General features: G+C 70.8%; 13 protein-coding genes. 3 read left to right on the plus strand and 10 right to left on the minus strand.

Annotated elements, in window-relative coordinates:
• Positions 1-39: 39 nt before the first annotated feature.
• Genes SANBI_RS04385 through SANBI_RS04405 form a run of 5 tightly spaced genes read right to left on the minus strand, consistent with a single transcriptional unit; the run spans position 40 to position 5,201 of the window.
• Positions 40-1,623, minus strand: a complete 1,584-nt coding sequence (locus tag SANBI_RS04385; RefSeq protein WP_319159317.1) for a DUF2142 domain-containing protein — start codon at positions 1,621-1,623, stop codon at positions 40-42.
• Complete coding sequence (locus SANBI_RS04390; RefSeq protein ID WP_319159319.1) at positions 1,620-2,657, minus strand: glycosyltransferase family 2 protein; 1,038 nt, start codon at positions 2,655-2,657, stop codon at positions 1,620-1,622. The genes SANBI_RS04385 and SANBI_RS04390 overlap by 4 nt, the downstream gene beginning before the upstream one ends.
• Positions 2,654-4,030 (minus strand): lipopolysaccharide biosynthesis protein, encoded by a 1,377-nt coding sequence (locus SANBI_RS04395; protein WP_319159322.1) that lies wholly within the window; start codon positions 4,028-4,030, stop codon positions 2,654-2,656. The genes SANBI_RS04390 and SANBI_RS04395 overlap by 4 nt, the downstream gene beginning before the upstream one ends.
• On the minus strand, positions 4,027-4,464 hold the full coding sequence (locus tag SANBI_RS04400; RefSeq protein ID WP_319159324.1) for a DUF2304 domain-containing protein: 438 nt from the start codon (positions 4,462-4,464) through the stop codon (positions 4,027-4,029). Before SANBI_RS04400 ends, SANBI_RS04395 begins: the two co-directional genes overlap by 4 nt.
• Positions 4,461-5,201 carry a glycosyltransferase family 2 protein gene (locus SANBI_RS04405; protein ID WP_319159326.1) on the minus strand — a complete coding sequence of 247 codons (741 nt, stop codon included), beginning with the start codon at positions 5,199-5,201 and terminating at the stop codon, positions 4,461-4,463. Before SANBI_RS04405 ends, SANBI_RS04400 begins: the two co-directional genes overlap by 4 nt.
• 189 nt (positions 5,202-5,390) lie before the next feature.
• Between SANBI_RS04405 and SANBI_RS04410 the strand changes: the two genes are divergently transcribed.
• Positions 5,391-6,512, plus strand: a complete 1,122-nt coding sequence (locus SANBI_RS04410) for a glycosyltransferase family 4 protein (RefSeq protein WP_319159328.1) — start codon at positions 5,391-5,393, stop codon at positions 6,510-6,512.
• Between the two features lie 91 nt (positions 6,513-6,603).
• Here the strand turns inward: SANBI_RS04410 and rfbC are convergent, their stop codons facing one another.
• Entirely contained in the window at positions 6,604-7,224 is a 621-nt protein-coding gene (rfbC, locus tag SANBI_RS04415) for a dTDP-4-dehydrorhamnose 3,5-epimerase (RefSeq protein WP_319159330.1), read from the minus strand.
• A gap of 43 nt (positions 7,225-7,267) precedes the next feature.
• Positions 7,268-9,166, minus strand: a complete 1,899-nt coding sequence (locus SANBI_RS04420) for a hypothetical protein (RefSeq protein WP_319159332.1) — start codon at positions 9,164-9,166, stop codon at positions 7,268-7,270.
• A gap of 194 nt (positions 9,167-9,360) precedes the next feature.
• On the opposite strand from SANBI_RS04420, the gene rfbD reads away from it, so the two are divergent.
• On the plus strand, positions 9,361-10,212 hold the full coding sequence (rfbD, locus tag SANBI_RS04425; protein ID WP_319159334.1) for a dTDP-4-dehydrorhamnose reductase: 852 nt from the start codon (positions 9,361-9,363) through the stop codon (positions 10,210-10,212).
• 91 nt (positions 10,213-10,303) lie between these two features.
• Here rfbD and rfbA read toward each other — a convergent pair whose 3' ends face one another.
• Positions 10,304-11,167, minus strand: coding sequence for a glucose-1-phosphate thymidylyltransferase RfbA (gene rfbA, locus SANBI_RS04430; RefSeq protein ID WP_319159336.1), 864 nt, complete (start codon positions 11,165-11,167; stop codon positions 10,304-10,306).
• A gap of 83 nt (positions 11,168-11,250) precedes the next feature.
• Positions 11,251-12,147: a glycosyltransferase family 2 protein gene (locus SANBI_RS04435; protein WP_319159338.1), complete on the minus strand. Its 897-nt coding sequence runs from the start codon at positions 12,145-12,147 to the stop codon at positions 11,251-11,253.
• Between the two features lie 160 nt (positions 12,148-12,307).
• Here SANBI_RS04435 and SANBI_RS04440 point away from each other — a divergent pair, with 160 nt between their 5' ends.
• Positions 12,308-13,621: a UDP-glucose dehydrogenase family protein gene (locus tag SANBI_RS04440; protein WP_319159340.1), complete on the plus strand. Its 1,314-nt coding sequence runs from the start codon at positions 12,308-12,310 to the stop codon at positions 13,619-13,621.
• 85 nt (positions 13,622-13,706) lie between these two features.
• Here the strand turns inward: SANBI_RS04440 and SANBI_RS04445 are convergent, their stop codons facing one another.
• A complete protein-coding gene (locus tag SANBI_RS04445) occupies positions 13,707-14,522 on the minus strand; it encodes a TIGR03089 family protein (protein ID WP_319159342.1) in 816 nt (271 codons plus the stop codon).

A 14,522-nucleotide genomic window follows, 5' to 3' on the forward strand; every position in this document is an offset into this window, starting at 1 on the left:
GGCGGTTCGCCGCCACGCGACCAGCGTCTCTCGACAGGGTCAGGACGAGGCGACCGGGTCCTCCGCCAGAGAGTCTGCCCCTGCAGCCGGCTCGACCGGTGTCGTGGTCGACCTGAGCACCACGACGACCAGCCCCACCCACGCCGCGGCGTACAACGCGGTCACCACGATCCCTGGCAGCGGCAGCCACGGCAGCTGGCTCCGCAAGATCCACCCGCCCGTCTCGCCGTTCGCGTACCGGCGGAGCATCCCGTAGAACATGACCACCTGGAGCGACGCGAAGGCGAGCGCGACGGTCGTGACGATGTTCGTGGTCAGCCACGACGGGATGACCCGTTCGCGGTGGGCGAGGGCGAACCCGGACAGCAGGACCACGCCGAAGGCGATCGGGAAGGCATAACGTCCCTGCCAGAAGAACCCGATCTTGTCGGCCTGGGTGATGTGGCTCGCGAGCGGGAGAGCGAAGACCACTGCGGCCGCCGCCGCTGTCACGAGCCGGTCCCGGGTGCGGCCCGCAGCCCACGCGATGATCACCACGGCGCCGAGGCAGGCGATGAAGGAGAAGACCACCCATTGCGGAGCGGGCACGTCGAGCCAACCCAGCGCCACGAAGATCTGCTGGACGTAGGCGCTCGTGAGGCCGAGAGTCCCCTTGACGGTGTCGATGAGGGCGGTCCCGTGGCTCGCTCCCTCAGGCAGGGCGTCCTGGGTGAGCGTCCACAGCACAGATGCTGCGCAGGCAGCGACGCTCAGTCCGAGCGCCACCCATGATCTGCGGTCCCGGAGCAGGTCGACGGTCCGCTCCCACGGCGCGCTGAGGATGCACAGGGCGAGGATCACGACGACCATGAGCGGGCCGAGACTCCGCGCATTGGCGAGCGGGACCGTGGCAGCCACGACGGCTACCAGCCGGCTGGTCTGATACCGAGGGTCGGGATGTCTCAGGAGAGCGAGGAGGCTCACCCACAGCAGGATCGCTCCGCCGACCTCGAAGGACTGCGGGTTGACCGATCCCAGCAGGTTGACGAGCGTGGGGGTGAGCACGAGGAGCAGCGCCAGCCCGATCCACCGTCGTGCGGGGAAGGTCGAGACGATCGCGGCTGCCGCCGCGACGAGCGCCGAGGCGACGAGCGCGTTGACGATGCGCATGAGGTAGACGGTGTGCTCCCCGTCCGGCAGCAGCGCAGGCCAGCCGACGACCGCGTAGTAGAGCGGGTTGTAGTTGATCGCGGAGGTCGGGACCGTCGCGACGGCGTCGATGTCCCCCGCGAGCGAGGGTTGGCACGCCACCGACACCCAGGGCTGGAAGGCGAAGCAGTTGGGGTACCGGCTCAGCTGGTAGTAGAGGTGAGGGATCTCGACCTTGCCGATACCGTCGGCGCTGCCACCTGTCCGGGTGTTCTCGGCGCCCTCCACGGTCGCTACAGCCTTGATGACGTGCGCAGGCTCGTCGACCGACGCCATGAGCGGGTTCGACAATGCCCAGATCCCGCTGACGAGCGCGAGCGCGACGAAGGTCGTCCAGAACACGCGGCGCGTCGACGTCTCGCGCCCGGTGACGATCCGCTCGACCCAGCGAGGGGTCATGCGTTCGTTCGTGAGGTCGGTGGCTGTGTGGGTCATGCTCGGCCTCTCGGGCGGATCAGGCGGCGGACGGTGCGCCAGTAGGTGCGCAGCAGCGACTCCAGGGGAGCCGCTGCGGGGGGCAAGGGGGTCTGAGCGGGGTCGAAGGTGTCGGTGAGGAGCCGCACGAGCGACGCGTCCTCGACGCTGCGGGTGCTCTGGACGAGACGGCGGCGGGCCCGGACCCAGCGCAGGTGGGTCAGGACCCAGCGCCAGCCGCGGAGCTTCTGGCGGCCCCAGCCCTGCGCCACGGACACGACGAGGATCGCGGCCTCGAAGGCGAGCAGCGGGAGGGCGAGCAGCGCGAGGGTGCGTCGCTCGTGGACCGTGAGCAGCAGCAGGAGCCTGTTGCGCTCGACGAGGTACATCTTCAGCGGGCTGCGGGAGAACTCATAGTGGTGCACGGCGCGGGCGTCCGGGAGCACCTCGACCCTCAGCCCGTGCTGCCACGTGCGCCAGCTGAGCTCCATGTCCTCGACGTAGGCGAAGAACTCTGCAGGGAAGCCACCCAGGGTGTCCCAGTGCTCGCGGCGCAGCGCCATGCAGGCGCCGCTCGCCGAGGCGACCTCGCGGACCGCGTCCACCTCGGAGGCGGGGTGCCCCATGTCTCCGGCCCAGCTCAGGCCGAGGACGTGGAGCGGGTTGCCGGCGGAGTTGAGGGTCTCCGGCTCGTCGGCGAGCAGGATCGTGGCCCCGGCGATGCCGACCTGGGGGTCCTCGAGATGTCGGGCGAGCACCGACAGGGCGTCGGTCTCGACGAGCGCGTCGGAGTTCACGAGCACGACGACCGGGTGCGAGGTGCGGCTGACAGCGAGGTTCATCCCCCCGGCGAAACCGAGGTTGGTGCCTGGCCTCACCACGGTCAGGCGTGGGTCGTCGGGGACACGAGCCATGGACTCCCGGGACGCCCCGTTGTCGACGAGGACGAGCTCGACCTCGACACCGGCCGAGGCGAGGACTGCGTCGACCGCCTCGCGCAGGTAGGGCTCGGCGCCGTAGGCGAGCATCACGGCGCTCACGGGCGTGTCGGTCATGGGTGTGCCTCGGGATCGTCGGGGACAGCGCTGACCGGGTGGGGCGCGTCGTCCAGGGTCGGTGCGTCGGGTGCTGTGGTGCTGCTCGCCGCAGGGGCGCTCTCGGGCACGGCCGACGCGAGCTGCGCGTGCCACCGCCGGGTGCTGGTCAGCAGGGCGAGGACGAGCAGCACGAGGGCGGCCCCGGCTCCTGTGCACAGCGCGGTCGAGACACGGGTCGCGAGCTCCCAGGGGAGGAGCAGGGTGAGGACCGAGACGACGACGCCGACAGTCCAGGCGACGGTCGACAGACGCTCCAGGTCGAGTGCGAGCAGCGCCTGCGCGAACACCTGCGCGAGCATGAACAGGGCTGCAGAGACGGCGATGAGCACGAGGACCGAGGTGGGCACCGCGAAGTCTGGCCCGTACACCAGCTCCATGAGCAGATGACCGAGCAGCGCGACGCCGGCTACACCGGCGGCACCGAGCGCGACGGTCAGCAGCAGCGCGCGGCGGACCGCGCGGCCGAAGCTCGCTGCGGCGTCCTGCGCAGCGTGCGCCGCCAGCGCCGGGAGGAAGACCGCCTGGACGGCGGCGAAGACGAAGAGCGGGATCCGCGCGATCGTCACTGCGGCGACGAAGCGTCCGCTGAGGTCCTGCTGCGAGGCTGTGGCCAGGGCGGCCATGGCGAGGGGACCGAAGTTCGCGAGGATCTGGCTCGAGCTGGAGCTGGCGACCAGGGGTGCCATGGGCGTCGGTGACGGTGCTCCGTCACGGTCTCTCCAGGTGGCTACGAGCCGGCTGACGGGGACTGTGAGCACAGTGGCGAGGACCGGGACGACGACGAGCACGAGCCCGTAGGAGAACCGTGTCCCGGCCCCGGTGAGGAACAGCGCGGCAGCCCCGGCGATCCGCAGGACGCCGTCGACGGCGAGCTGTGCACCGTAGGACGTGAAGCGTCCCTGGCCCGAGAGCAGCCCGCGCGCGAAGTATGCGAGGGCCTGGCTGAGCAGCCCGAGGACGGTGACGAGCACGAGCTCGTCAGCCCCTGAGAAGAGCAGGTCGCCGAGCCAGGGGAGGCTGAGGAGCCCGATGACGAGCACGAGAGCCGTGGCCAAGGTGGTGTACCGGACCATGGACCGCAGGTTGGCTCCCGCGAGGCCCTGGGCCCGAGCGGCCGACAGCCGGCGGCTGGTCTCCTGCTCGAGGGGCTGGAAGAGGCCGATGCCGACAGCATTGAGGATGGTCCAGGCGACCGCGACGGGTGCGCTGCCGGCTGGCGTGAGGTCACGCCCTGCGAGGCCCAGGAAGGCGAAGTTGGCGAGCCCGAAGATCCCGAGGCCGACAGCCACGGAGAGCATCGAGGTGTCGCGGCGTGGCGTTGAGGTGGTCATGCGCCCCGCCGTGAGCCGCCGGAGCTCCCGGTCGGGCCGTCGGGCGTGGTGGTTGCGCCGTCGGGTGCGGTCGAGGTGCCCTCAGGGGCGTTCGAGCCCTGGAGGGTCTCGACGTCGAACCGTAGGAGGGCAAGCTCTTCGGCGAGGGTCCGCGTCTCCTCTTCGAGGCCCGTGATCTCGACGCTCAGCTGGATGCAGACGGCCAGCAGCAGGATGAGTGCCATCGCGAAGAGCAGGTTGCTCGGGGTGACGACGCCGACAGCGGTCGCGATGTTCTCGATCACCCCGGGGAACGCACCCAGCACGCACACGCCGAGCGCGACGACGATCCAGGTGAGCGCGTACTTCTCGCGGAGTCGTCGGCGTCTCAGGAGCACCACGAGGAAGACGACGAGGGCGAGGCAGCACGCCCACGCGAAGTAGTAGCCGCTCATGACTTCTCTCCTGCCGCGGTCGCGGCGGGTCGGGACAGCGCGATGACGAGGGCGAGGACCGCACGCCCGAGGAACAGGGCTGCCTTCGCCGGGTTGTGAGACGGCGTCCCACCCTGCCGAGGTCGCATCTCGACGCCGACCTGCCGGATCGTCAGTCCCGCACGAGAGGCGATGACGAGAGACTCGATGGTGTCACCGAGGTACTCCGCCGGGTAGTCGGCCGCGAAGAGCGTGATGGCCCGACGGTTTGACGCCTTGAAGCCCGACGTCGTATCGGTCAGGCGTGTCCCGGCGACCTTCGAGAGCGAGAGCGAGAGCAGCTTCATCGCCCATCGCCTGGGCCCGCCCACCTCGTACGACCCGGTCCCGGCGAAGCGAGCCCCGATCACCACGTCGGCCTGCTCCGTGGCCAGCGCACCGACCACCCGAGCCACGTCGGCGGGGGCGTGCTGGCCGTCTGCGTCGACCTGCACCGCGATGTCGTAGTCGTTGCGGGCGGCGAACTTGTACCCGGCGCGCATCGCCCCGCCGACCCCGAGGTTGAGCGGGAGGTCGACGACCATCGCGCCTGCTCTGCGGGCTACCGCCGAGGTGCGGTCGGTCGACCCGTCGTTGACGACCAGGAGGTCGGCCGTCGGGAGTGCCTCGTGGAGCTCACGAAGGACCCCGGGCAGCGCCTCTTCTTCGTTCCACGCGGGCAGCACGATCAGCAGGTTCGGGGGTCGGTCGCCAGTCACGTTGACCCACTCTAGCGGCCAGTCCTCTGGATGATGTGACGCATCTGTGCCCTTCTGCGCAGTCTCCTCACAACTTCGGGTGAAAGCCGTCTGGACGGCATGCGATCGCCAGCCTGAGGGTCGCCTAGCCTGGTCGGACGTCAGCCCGCAGAAGTAGACCCCTGGGTCACCCCGTACGAAGGAGCTCGCATGCGCGTCCTGCTGGATGCCACGGCCGTCCCCGCCGACCGCGGAGGCGTCGGCCGCTACGTCGACGAGCTGGTCCCCGAGCTGGTGCGTGCCGGCGTGGACCTCGTCCTGGTCACGCAGGCTCGCGACGTCGGCCACTACAGGTCGCTGGCACCCGGAGCCGAGGTCATCGGCGCCCCCAAGGCTGTCGGACGACGTCCTGTCCGCCTGCTGTGGGAGCAGGTCGGCCTGCCCGCGCTGGTGCGCCGGGTGCGCCCCGACGTCCTGCACAGCCCGCACTACACGCTGCCGGTGCTCGCAGGCGTCCCCGTGGTCGTCACGCTCCACGACGCGACCTTCTTCACGACCCCCGAGCTGCACCTGCGCTCGAAGGCGGTCTTCTTCCGCACCGCGATCCGTCTCGCCAGCCGGCGGGCGGCGCGCCTGGTCGTCCCCTCCCGGGCGACCCGCGACGAGGTGGTCCGCCTGGTCGGTGCTGACCCCGAGCGCTTCGACGTGGCGTACCACGGGGTGGACCACGAGAGGTTCCACGCGACGAGCGCCGAGGAGCAGGACCGCGTGCGCGCCACTCTCGACATCGGCGGCCTCGACTACGTGGGCTTCCTGGGCACGCTCGAGCCGCGCAAGAACGTCCCGGCTCTGGTGCGGGGCTGGGTCGAGGCCGTGACCGACAGGCCTCGTCCGCCGGCTCTGGTGCTGGCTGGCGGTCGGGGGTGGGACGACGCGATCGACGAGGCAGTCGAGGCCGTGCCCGAGCACCTCACGGTGCGGCGCACGGGCTTCCTGCCTCTCGACGACCTCCCGGCCTTCCTCGGCGGTGCGGTGGTGGTCGCCTACCCGAGCCTCGGTGAGGGCTTCGGTCTGCCGGTCCTGGAGGCGATGGCGTGCCACAGCCCGGTGCTGACGACCCGCGAGCTGTCTCTGCCCGAGGTCGGCGGAGATGCCGTCGCGTACTGCGGGACGGACGACGCGTCGATCGGTCGTGAGCTCGCGGCGCTCCTCGACGACGCCGACCTGCGGGCGAGGCTGGCCGATGCTGCGGTGGCCCGCGCAGGCGGGTTCACCTGGGCCGCTGCCGCTCAGGTGCACGTCGGGACCTACGCGGCCGCGGTCCGGCGCTGAGCTCGGCCTCCTCCCGCAGTCTGAAGCGGCGCGAGCCCCGAGGGTCTCGCGCCGCTTCGGTGTGCTGGTCGAGCTGAGGGTCCGTGACGTCTCAGCGGGTCCGGAGGGACTCGAGGTGCGTGGTGACCTGCTCGAGCGTCGGGAGCAGGCCCTGGGCCTGTGCCTCGGTGAGGGTCGGGGCCGCGAGGTCCTTGTCGGAGAGCAGCGGGGTGAGCGGGGAGCCGTCGCGCGCGGTCGTCGGCCAGTCGATCCCGACCTCGGTGTCGAGCGGGTGGATCCCGTGCTCACGCCCGGGGGAGTAGCCGGTCGAGCACAGGTACATGACCGTCGAGTCGTCCTCGAGCGCCATGAAGGCGTGGCCGAGGCCCTCGCCGAGGTAGATCGCGCGGCGGTCGGTGTCGTCGAGCAGGACCGAGTCCCACTGACCGAAGGTCGGCGAGCCGACCCGGATGTCGACGACCACGTCGAGCACGGCGCCCTTGGGGCAGGTGACGTACTTCGCCTGTCCTGGCGGGGTGTCGGCGAAGTGGATCCCGCGCAGCACGCCCGCAGACGAGACCGACAGGTTCGCCTGCTGGAGGTCGAGCGGGTGGCCGAGGGCCTCCTCGAACTTCTCCGCCTTGAACCACTCGAGGAACACGCCTCGCGGGTCTCCGAACTGCTTCGGCGTGATCTCCCACGCCCCGGGGACGGACAGCTCGCGATACTCCACAGGATTCTCCTCAGTACGTCGGGGGCGCTGGTGGTGCGCGCCTCTACCAGGTCCTGATCCTACTGGCGAAGTCACCACCGGGCTGGCTCTCCAGGTATCCGGCGAGCGTGCCGGGGTCGGTGACGATCTCGGTCGTCGGGTCGGCCGCCAGCACGGCGGAGATCACCGCAGCCGTGGAGCGGTGGGTGCCGTCAAGGCTTCCGAGGGGGGACACGGCGGCATTCGCCTCGACGGTCCACCTCCCCGTGAGGGCGAGGGACCACTGGGCAGCCGACATCGGGTGGACACGTTCTGCCCCGAGTGGCAGGAGCGCGATCTGACGTCCCTCGCGCGACTGCGACGACTCCGCTGCGGCGACCAGAGCCTCGAGCGCCGGCTGGTCGCCAGCGGCGCTCCGTTCGAGGTCTGCGCGGACCTGGATTCCAGGTGCGGTGTCGATCTCGCCGCCCAGGGTGGTCCCCACCGGGGTGAGTCCGAAAGACTGCGTGACCGCCCCCGCGAGCACCACCCCCAGGACGGTGCGCCGCCGGCGGCTGGCAGCTGGGGCACCAGACCCGTCGGTCCGGACCTGGTAGGTGGACGCGACGACGTGTGCGAAGGCCACAGAAGCCACCATGACGCTCACCACCAGCAGACCGTAGGCGAACTTCCAGAAGTAGTACGAGAGGTGGTCTGCGGCGCTCAGCTGGAGCAGTGCCACAGCGATCGCCACAGCGGCGCCGCTGAGGGGGACAGACACCAGCCATCCCTCCCGCCTGGCCCACCAGCGAGCCGAGCCGGGTAGCCAGGCCCACAGCAGGCAGCCGACGACTGCGAGGGCAGTCGCCACGGTCACGAAGGACAGGGACACCGGCGAGATCCCGCCATCGATCACGAGGACGTCCGTCGCGTCGAGCGTGCTCAGGACCGAGGCGGCGCGACCCGCAGCAGCCAGTGCCACCGCGACCATGACGGCCGAGACCACCCACTGCCGACGCGAGGCGCGCAGACGGGAACGGCGCAACGGTACGAGGACGACGAGCGCGGCTGGCAGGGCGAGGGCGAGCAGGACCGCCCACCCGTACGTCACACCCACGAGGGTGGCCAGGAGCGCACCCAGGTGGAGCGGCATGACGATCCTCGGCATGGTCGTCGCGACGACGACGGCCGCTGTGCAGAGCGCCAGCGCGAGGTAGAAGTTGAAGAACCCTGCGGAGACCAGCGCAGCGCCTGGCCCCAGCGCGAGGACGGTGACCACGACTGCCGTGGTGACGAGGGCGACCGATGGAGACCGGCGCAGGCGTGGCAGCGAGCAGACCGCGGCGGCCGACAGCACGACGGCGACGACCACGACGATCCCGAGCGCCCGGTCGAAGGCGACGATCTCCGACCCGGTGCTCCCTGGCACCTCGCCGGCCATCAGCTCGACGAGGGTCGCGACGAAGGCATGCATCCCCTGCGGGTAGTCGGCGAACTTCAGGCTCTCCGCGCCTGGAGGTGGCGTCGCCCCGTCGTAGGTGCGGCCCAGCTGTCGGATCATGTGGACCATGGAGTAGTGGGCTGAGTTGTCCCACCCGCCCTGGAGCAGGCTCAGCGCGCTCGACGGCCCGGAGACCCGCAGCCACGGTGCTGCGAGGAAGATGGCGCCAGCAGCGGCGATCAGCGGCACGACGTCGACGACGCGCAACGTCGGCACGATTCGACGGACCCTCGCAGGCGGGTCGGCGGCTACCCAGGCTGCCAGGCCACCGACCACGAGAGCGGTCCCCACGACTGACCGGCCCAGCCCTGCTGTCGGCACGGAGACCAGCCAGAGCAACGGTGACGAACCCACCAGTATCGACAGGGAGAGCAGGATGCGTCTCGACAGCACCGTCGACGTCGGGAGGAGCAGGAGCGAGACGATCAGCACCCCGACAGCCAGATAGCCCTCGAGCAGACCGACGGTGCGGAGCAGGACCACCACCCCTGCTCCGACGACGCCGGCAGACGCAGGACGAACAGCTCGAGACAGCACAGACTCAGCCCCCTAAGTTGACGGCCGCTCGGCGCGCCCGGTTTCCGGCGCTCGGCGACCCCGGGCATCCTAGCCCCCGGATAGAGTTGCCTGAGTTCACCGTGGGTCCCCACGGTGCGGGACTACGGATGAGGACTTCTGTGCGCTGGTTGGTAGTGGGAGCGAACGGCATGCTCGGTCAGGATCTCGTGTCGGCACTCAGAGAGCGCGGGCACACCGTCGACGGGTCGGACCGCGACACCCTCGACATCACGGACCTCGACAGCGCGACACGAGGTCTCGTCGGCTACGACGTCGTCGTGAACTGCGCGGCGTGGACCGCCGTCGACGACGCCGAGACGCAGGAGGCGGCAGCCTTCACGGTCAACGCCGTGGGCCCGGCGAACCTCGCTCGTGCGGCGCGCGCCGCCGGTGCCCGGCTCGTGCAGATCTCGACCGACTACGTGTTCGCGGGCAACGCGACCGAGCCGTACGCGGAGGACGCCCCGACGGCCCCGAAGTCCGCCTACGGCCGCACCAAGGGTGCCGGCGAGTGGGCCGTGCGCGCCGAGACCGACGACTACCTCGTCGTGCGGACCGCCTGGCTCTACGGCGCCCGAGGCGCGTGCTTCCCCAAGACGATGGTCAAGCTGCTCTCGGGGCGCGACACCCTGAGCGTCGTCGACGACCAGGTCGGGCAGCCGACGTGGACCGTCGACCTCGCCGACCTCGTGATCCGTCTCGTCGAGGCGAAGGCGCCGTCGGGCACGTACCACGGGACCTCGACGGGTCAGACGTCGTGGCGCGGCTTCGCGCAGGCGGCTGTCGCCGCAGCCGGGCTCGACCCGGACGCGATCCTCGCGACCACCAGTGCTGACTTCGTCCGCCCGGCTCCGCGACCGTCGTACTCGGTCCTGGGTCACGACGCCCTCACCGCGATCGGTGTCGCGCCCATCGGCGACTGGGCCGAGCGCTGGGCTGCGGCGGCACCGTCGGTGCTCGAGCAGGTCTGAGCCCCTCTGCCGGCCGGTCGGCACATGCAGAAGAGGTCCCGTCGACGTCGACGGGACCTCTTCTGCATCCTGTGCTGCGGGTGCTGCGTGCTCAGCCCTCGAGGAGGCTCAGCAGGTAGGTGCCGTAGCCCGACTTGATGAGCGTCTCGGCGCGAGCACGGAGCTCGTCGTCCGAGAGGAAGCCCTGGCGCCACGCGAGCTCTTCGGGGGCGCCGACCTTGAGGCCCTGACGGTGCTCGATCGTCTTGACGTAGTCGGAGGCCTCGACGAGCGAGTCGAAGGTCCCGGTGTCGAGCCACGCCGTGCCGCGGGGGAGGACCTCGACCTGGAGGCGACCCTGGCGCAGGTACTCGCGGTTCACGTCGGTGATCTCGTACTCGCCGCGGGCCGAGGGCTCGAGGTCCTTGGCGATCTGCACCACGTCGTTGTCGTAGAAGTACAGACCGGGGACGGCGAAGTTGCTCTTCGGCTCGGTCGGCTTCTCCTCGAGGGAGAGCGCCTTGCCAGACTCGTCGAACTCCACGACACCGTAGGAGGTCGGGTCCGCCACGCGGTAGGCGAAGACCGCGCCGCCGTCGATGTCCTGGAACCGCGAGAGCTGCGAGCCGAGGCCCTGCCCGTAGAAGATGTTGTCGCCGAGGACGAGCGCCGAGCTGTCCGTGCCGATGAAGTCGGCCCCGAGCACGAAGGCCTGCGCGAGCCCGTTGGGCTCGGCCTGCACGGTGTACTCGATCGAGATGCCGAACTGGCTGCCGTCACCGAGCAGCCTGTGGAACTGCTCCGCGTCGTGCGGCGTCGTGATGATGAGCACGTCCCGGATGCCGGCCGCGATGAGCGTCGACAAGGGGTAGTAGATCATCGGCTTGTCGTAGACCGGGACCAGCTGCTTGCTGATGCCGAGCGTGATCGGGTGGAGTCGGGTGCCGGACCCGCCGGCAAGAATAATTCCGCGCATAGTCCACCAGTGTGCCTTACGGCCTGCGAGAAAGCCTAAGGTCGGGCGGCTCTCGCCCTCTCGGTGGGCGGGTCCGGGGTGGGTCAGGACCCGCGGCGGGCCTGCTGCACCTCGAGGGTCTGGCGGGCCGTGAGCCCGAGCCGCACGGCGAGACGGACCGGCGCCTGGTACCACGCGTCGTAGCGGCGGAGCAGATACTGCCGGGCGCTCGCGTGGTGCGCCCGGATCATCGGCTCCGGCTTGGCCTTCCAGGAGACTCCCTGGACGTGGGTGACGCGGGCCTGAGGGACGTAGAGGTTGAGCCAGCCGGCGTCACGGAGCCGCTCGCCCAGGTCGAGGTCTTCGAAGAACATGAAGTAGGACTCGTCGAAGCCGCCGACTGCGTCGAAGGCGGCGCGCCGCAGCAGCAGGCACGCGCCGGACAACCAGCCTGCGGGTCGTCGGTCTGTCGTCGTGTCGGCCTGGGCCCGGTGGTAGTCGCGGGACCACGGGTTGGCCGGCCAGACCTTGCCGAAGACCGCGTGCCCAGCCCCCTGGCGCAGCGAGGGGATCGCGCGGGCCGAGGCGTAGACGGTGCCGTCGGTGTTGAGCAGGCACGGTCCCAGCGAACCAGCCGTCGGGGTGCTCTCTCCGGCGTCGAGCAGGACGTCGAGGGACCCGGGCTCCCACACGAGGTCCGGGTTCGCGACGACCAGCCAGGGGGTGCGCAGGGTGCGTGCTCCGGCGTTGGCGGCCGCCCCGTAGCCGACGTTCCCCCCTGCGGAGACCACGCGTCCACCCAGGCTCGCGGCGACCTCGTCCGCGACGGTCGAGGGCTCGCCGTTGTTGACCACCACGAGCTCGACCTGACGCCGTGACGCCATCGCGAGGGACCTCCCGAAGTCGCGCAGCTCGTCGCCGGGGTTGTAGACGACGCAGACGACGAGGACGGGGTCCGAGGCCTGCGGGCCCGGGTGCTGAGCGAGGGGGCTGTCTGTCATGGTGGACCAAGGTTACCGACTGGGCGTCTTGCGGGTACCGGCACGACGATCCGGACCCAGGCTGCACGGCGCTCCCGTGACCCCTCGGCGACGGCTCGTCTCCGGGCGCAGCTCCGAGTTCGGTAGGTTGTGTCAACCAGTTTTCTTCTGAGGAGTCAACGTGCGTCTTTCTGTCATCGGGTGCGGATACCTCGGTGCTGTCCATGCAGCGTGCATGGCGGCGCTGGGCCACGAGGTCGTCGGGATCGACGTCGACGCGGAGAAGGTCGCTGCGCTCTCTCGCGGCGAGGCACCGTTCTACGAGCCCGGGCTCCCCGAGGTGCTGACCGAGGCCATGGCCTCGGGGCGGCTGCGGTTCAGCACCGACATCGCGGACGCCGCGGGATCTCAGGTCCACTTCGTGTGCGTGGGTACACCGCAGAAGCCGGGCGAGTACGCGGCCGACCTCACGTATGTCGACGCCTCGGTCGACGCGCTCGTCCCGCACCTGTCGGCCGGCGACCTCGTCGTCGGCAAGTCGACGGTCCCCGTCGGAACTGCCGCCAGGCTCGCGGCCACGGTCTCCACGGCGGTGCCCGGTGCGATGCTCGCCTGGAACCCAGAGTTCCTCCGCGAGGGTTTCGCGGTCAAGGACACCCTCACCCCAGACCGCTTCGTCTACGGCGTGCCCTCGGGGACCGACGGGGAGACGGCCACCGGTCTGATGGATGCCGTGTACGCCGAGGCTCTCGCGACCGGGACCCCGCGCATCGTCACGGACTACGCGACCGCCGAGCTCGTCAAGGTGGCTGCCAACTCGTTCCTCGCCACGAAGATCTCCTTCATCAACGCCATGGCCGAGGTGTGCGAGGAGACCGGGGCCGACGTCACCCAGCTCGCCGACGCGCTCGGCCACGACGAGCGGATCGGCCGCAGGTTCCTCAACGCCGGGCTCGGCTTCGGGGGTGGGTGCCTGCCGAAGGACATCCGTGCCTTCATGGCACGTGCAGGGGAGCTCGGGGCCGACCAGGCCGTCGGGTTCCTCCGGGAGGTCGACGCGATCAACTCCCGCCGCCGCACACGCATGATCGACCTGGCGCGCGAGGTCAACGAGGGCACGATCCGGGACAAGCGCATCGCGGTCCTCGGGACGACCTTCAAGCCGAACAGCGACGACGTCCGTGACTCTCCGGCGCTCGACGTCGCCGCCGGGCTCGCCCGTCAGGGCGCGCACGTGGTGGTCACCGACCCGCAGGGGATCGCGAACGCCCGTCGCCGTCACCCCGAGCTCACCTATGTGGAGACCGTCGCCGAGGCTGTCGCAGGTGCGGACTCCGTGCTGCTGCTGACCGAGTGGGCCGAGTACCGGGACCTCGAGCCCGACGACCTCGCCGGCCTCGTCGCGACCAAGACGATCCTCGACGGCCGCAACGCGCTCGACCCCGTCCGCTGGCGCTCGGCAGGATGGGCCTACAGGGCGCTCGGGCGTCCCTGACCTCGTCGTCAGCACGTTCGGGCGGGAGCTGTCGCGCCTGCGTCGATCCCGCCCGAGCGTCAGGCTGACCGCCCGACGACGTCTGTCAGACCGTGACCCAGGTGACGCGTTCACTGGTCTGCAGACGCTCCGCGCGTGCCGGGTCGGCGACGAGCTCCCGGGAGATCTCGTCGGAGAGCACCACGACCGACCCGCCGCGCGCCCACACGTCGAGCGCCACGGCGAGGAGCCATGAGGTGGCTCCGGTGCCTTCGCCCGCCCGGACGAGCACCCGTGCACCGTCGGGCGAGGCGGCCGTCGGTGCCCCGTCCGCTCCGGGAGCGGCCGCGGACCGCCCGGCCCAGCCCGTGAGCGCTGCGGTGCTCACGGTCTCGCCCGCAGAGGTCAGGGCGGGGCTGCTGTCCTCCGCCGGCGCGACGTACCCGACCTGGTCGCCGTAGGTCATGACGGCCGACGCGGCGTCGACGGTCCCGGGCGGGAGGTCCGCGCCGAAGCTACGGGCTAGCGCGGGAAGCGCGACGGCGACGAGCTCGGTGCCACGGGGACGTGTGCCGTCCGGGGTCGTCCAGCGGTTCGGGGTCGCGGTGACCACGACGTCGGCGCCCGAGAGGTCTGCGGCGGGGTCCGAGGAGTCGTCCACGACGCGCAGGTGGGCACCGGCCCACCAGGTCGCGAGAGCCCAGACGAGGGTCCGCCAGTGCGGGGGGAGGTCGGTCACGACCACGGTGCCCGGCTCGGCGTCGAATTCCTCGACCAGCAGGTTCGTCGTCTTGGACACCCAGTTGACGAGCACCGCGCCCGACAGCTCGATGCGTTCGCCGCCGTCTCCGTACCAGGTCAGGCGTGGTCGTCCGGGCTCGGTCGTGAGGGCGCCGAGGAGGGAGGGCAGAGTGTGCGGCAT

Origin of the sequence: Sanguibacter biliveldensis (assembly GCF_033798665.1) — a bacterium.
Taxonomy (GTDB): domain Bacteria; phylum Actinomycetota; class Actinomycetes; order Actinomycetales; family Cellulomonadaceae; genus Sanguibacter; species Sanguibacter inulinus.

Bases quoted from the DNA above. Each gene is read 5' to 3' on its own strand.
- SANBI_RS04385 (WP_319159317.1), bottom strand. From the start codon at position 1,623: ATGACCCACACAGCCACCGACCTCACGAACGAACGCATGACCCCTCGC.
- SANBI_RS04390 (WP_319159319.1), bottom strand. From the start codon at position 2,657: ATGACCGACACGCCCGTGAGCGCCGTGATGCTCGCCTACGGCGCCGAG.
- SANBI_RS04395 (WP_319159322.1), bottom strand. From the start codon at position 4,030: ATGACCACCTCAACGCCACGCCGCGACACCTCGATGCTCTCCGTGGCT.
- SANBI_RS04400 (WP_319159324.1), bottom strand. From the start codon at position 4,464: ATGAGCGGCTACTACTTCGCGTGGGCGTGCTGCCTCGCCCTCGTCGTC.
- SANBI_RS04410 (WP_319159328.1), top strand. From the start codon at position 5,391: ATGCGCGTCCTGCTGGATGCCACGGCCGTCCCCGCCGACCGCGGAGGC.
- rfbA (WP_319159336.1), bottom strand. From the start codon at position 11,167: ATGCGCGGAATTATTCTTGCCGGCGGGTCCGGCACCCGACTCCACCCG.
- SANBI_RS04435 (WP_319159338.1), bottom strand. From the start codon at position 12,147: ATGACAGACAGCCCCCTCGCTCAGCACCCGGGCCCGCAGGCCTCGGAC.
- SANBI_RS04445 (WP_319159342.1), bottom strand. From the start codon at position 14,522: ATGCCGCACACTCTGCCCTCCCTCCTCGGCGCCCTCACGACCGAGCCC.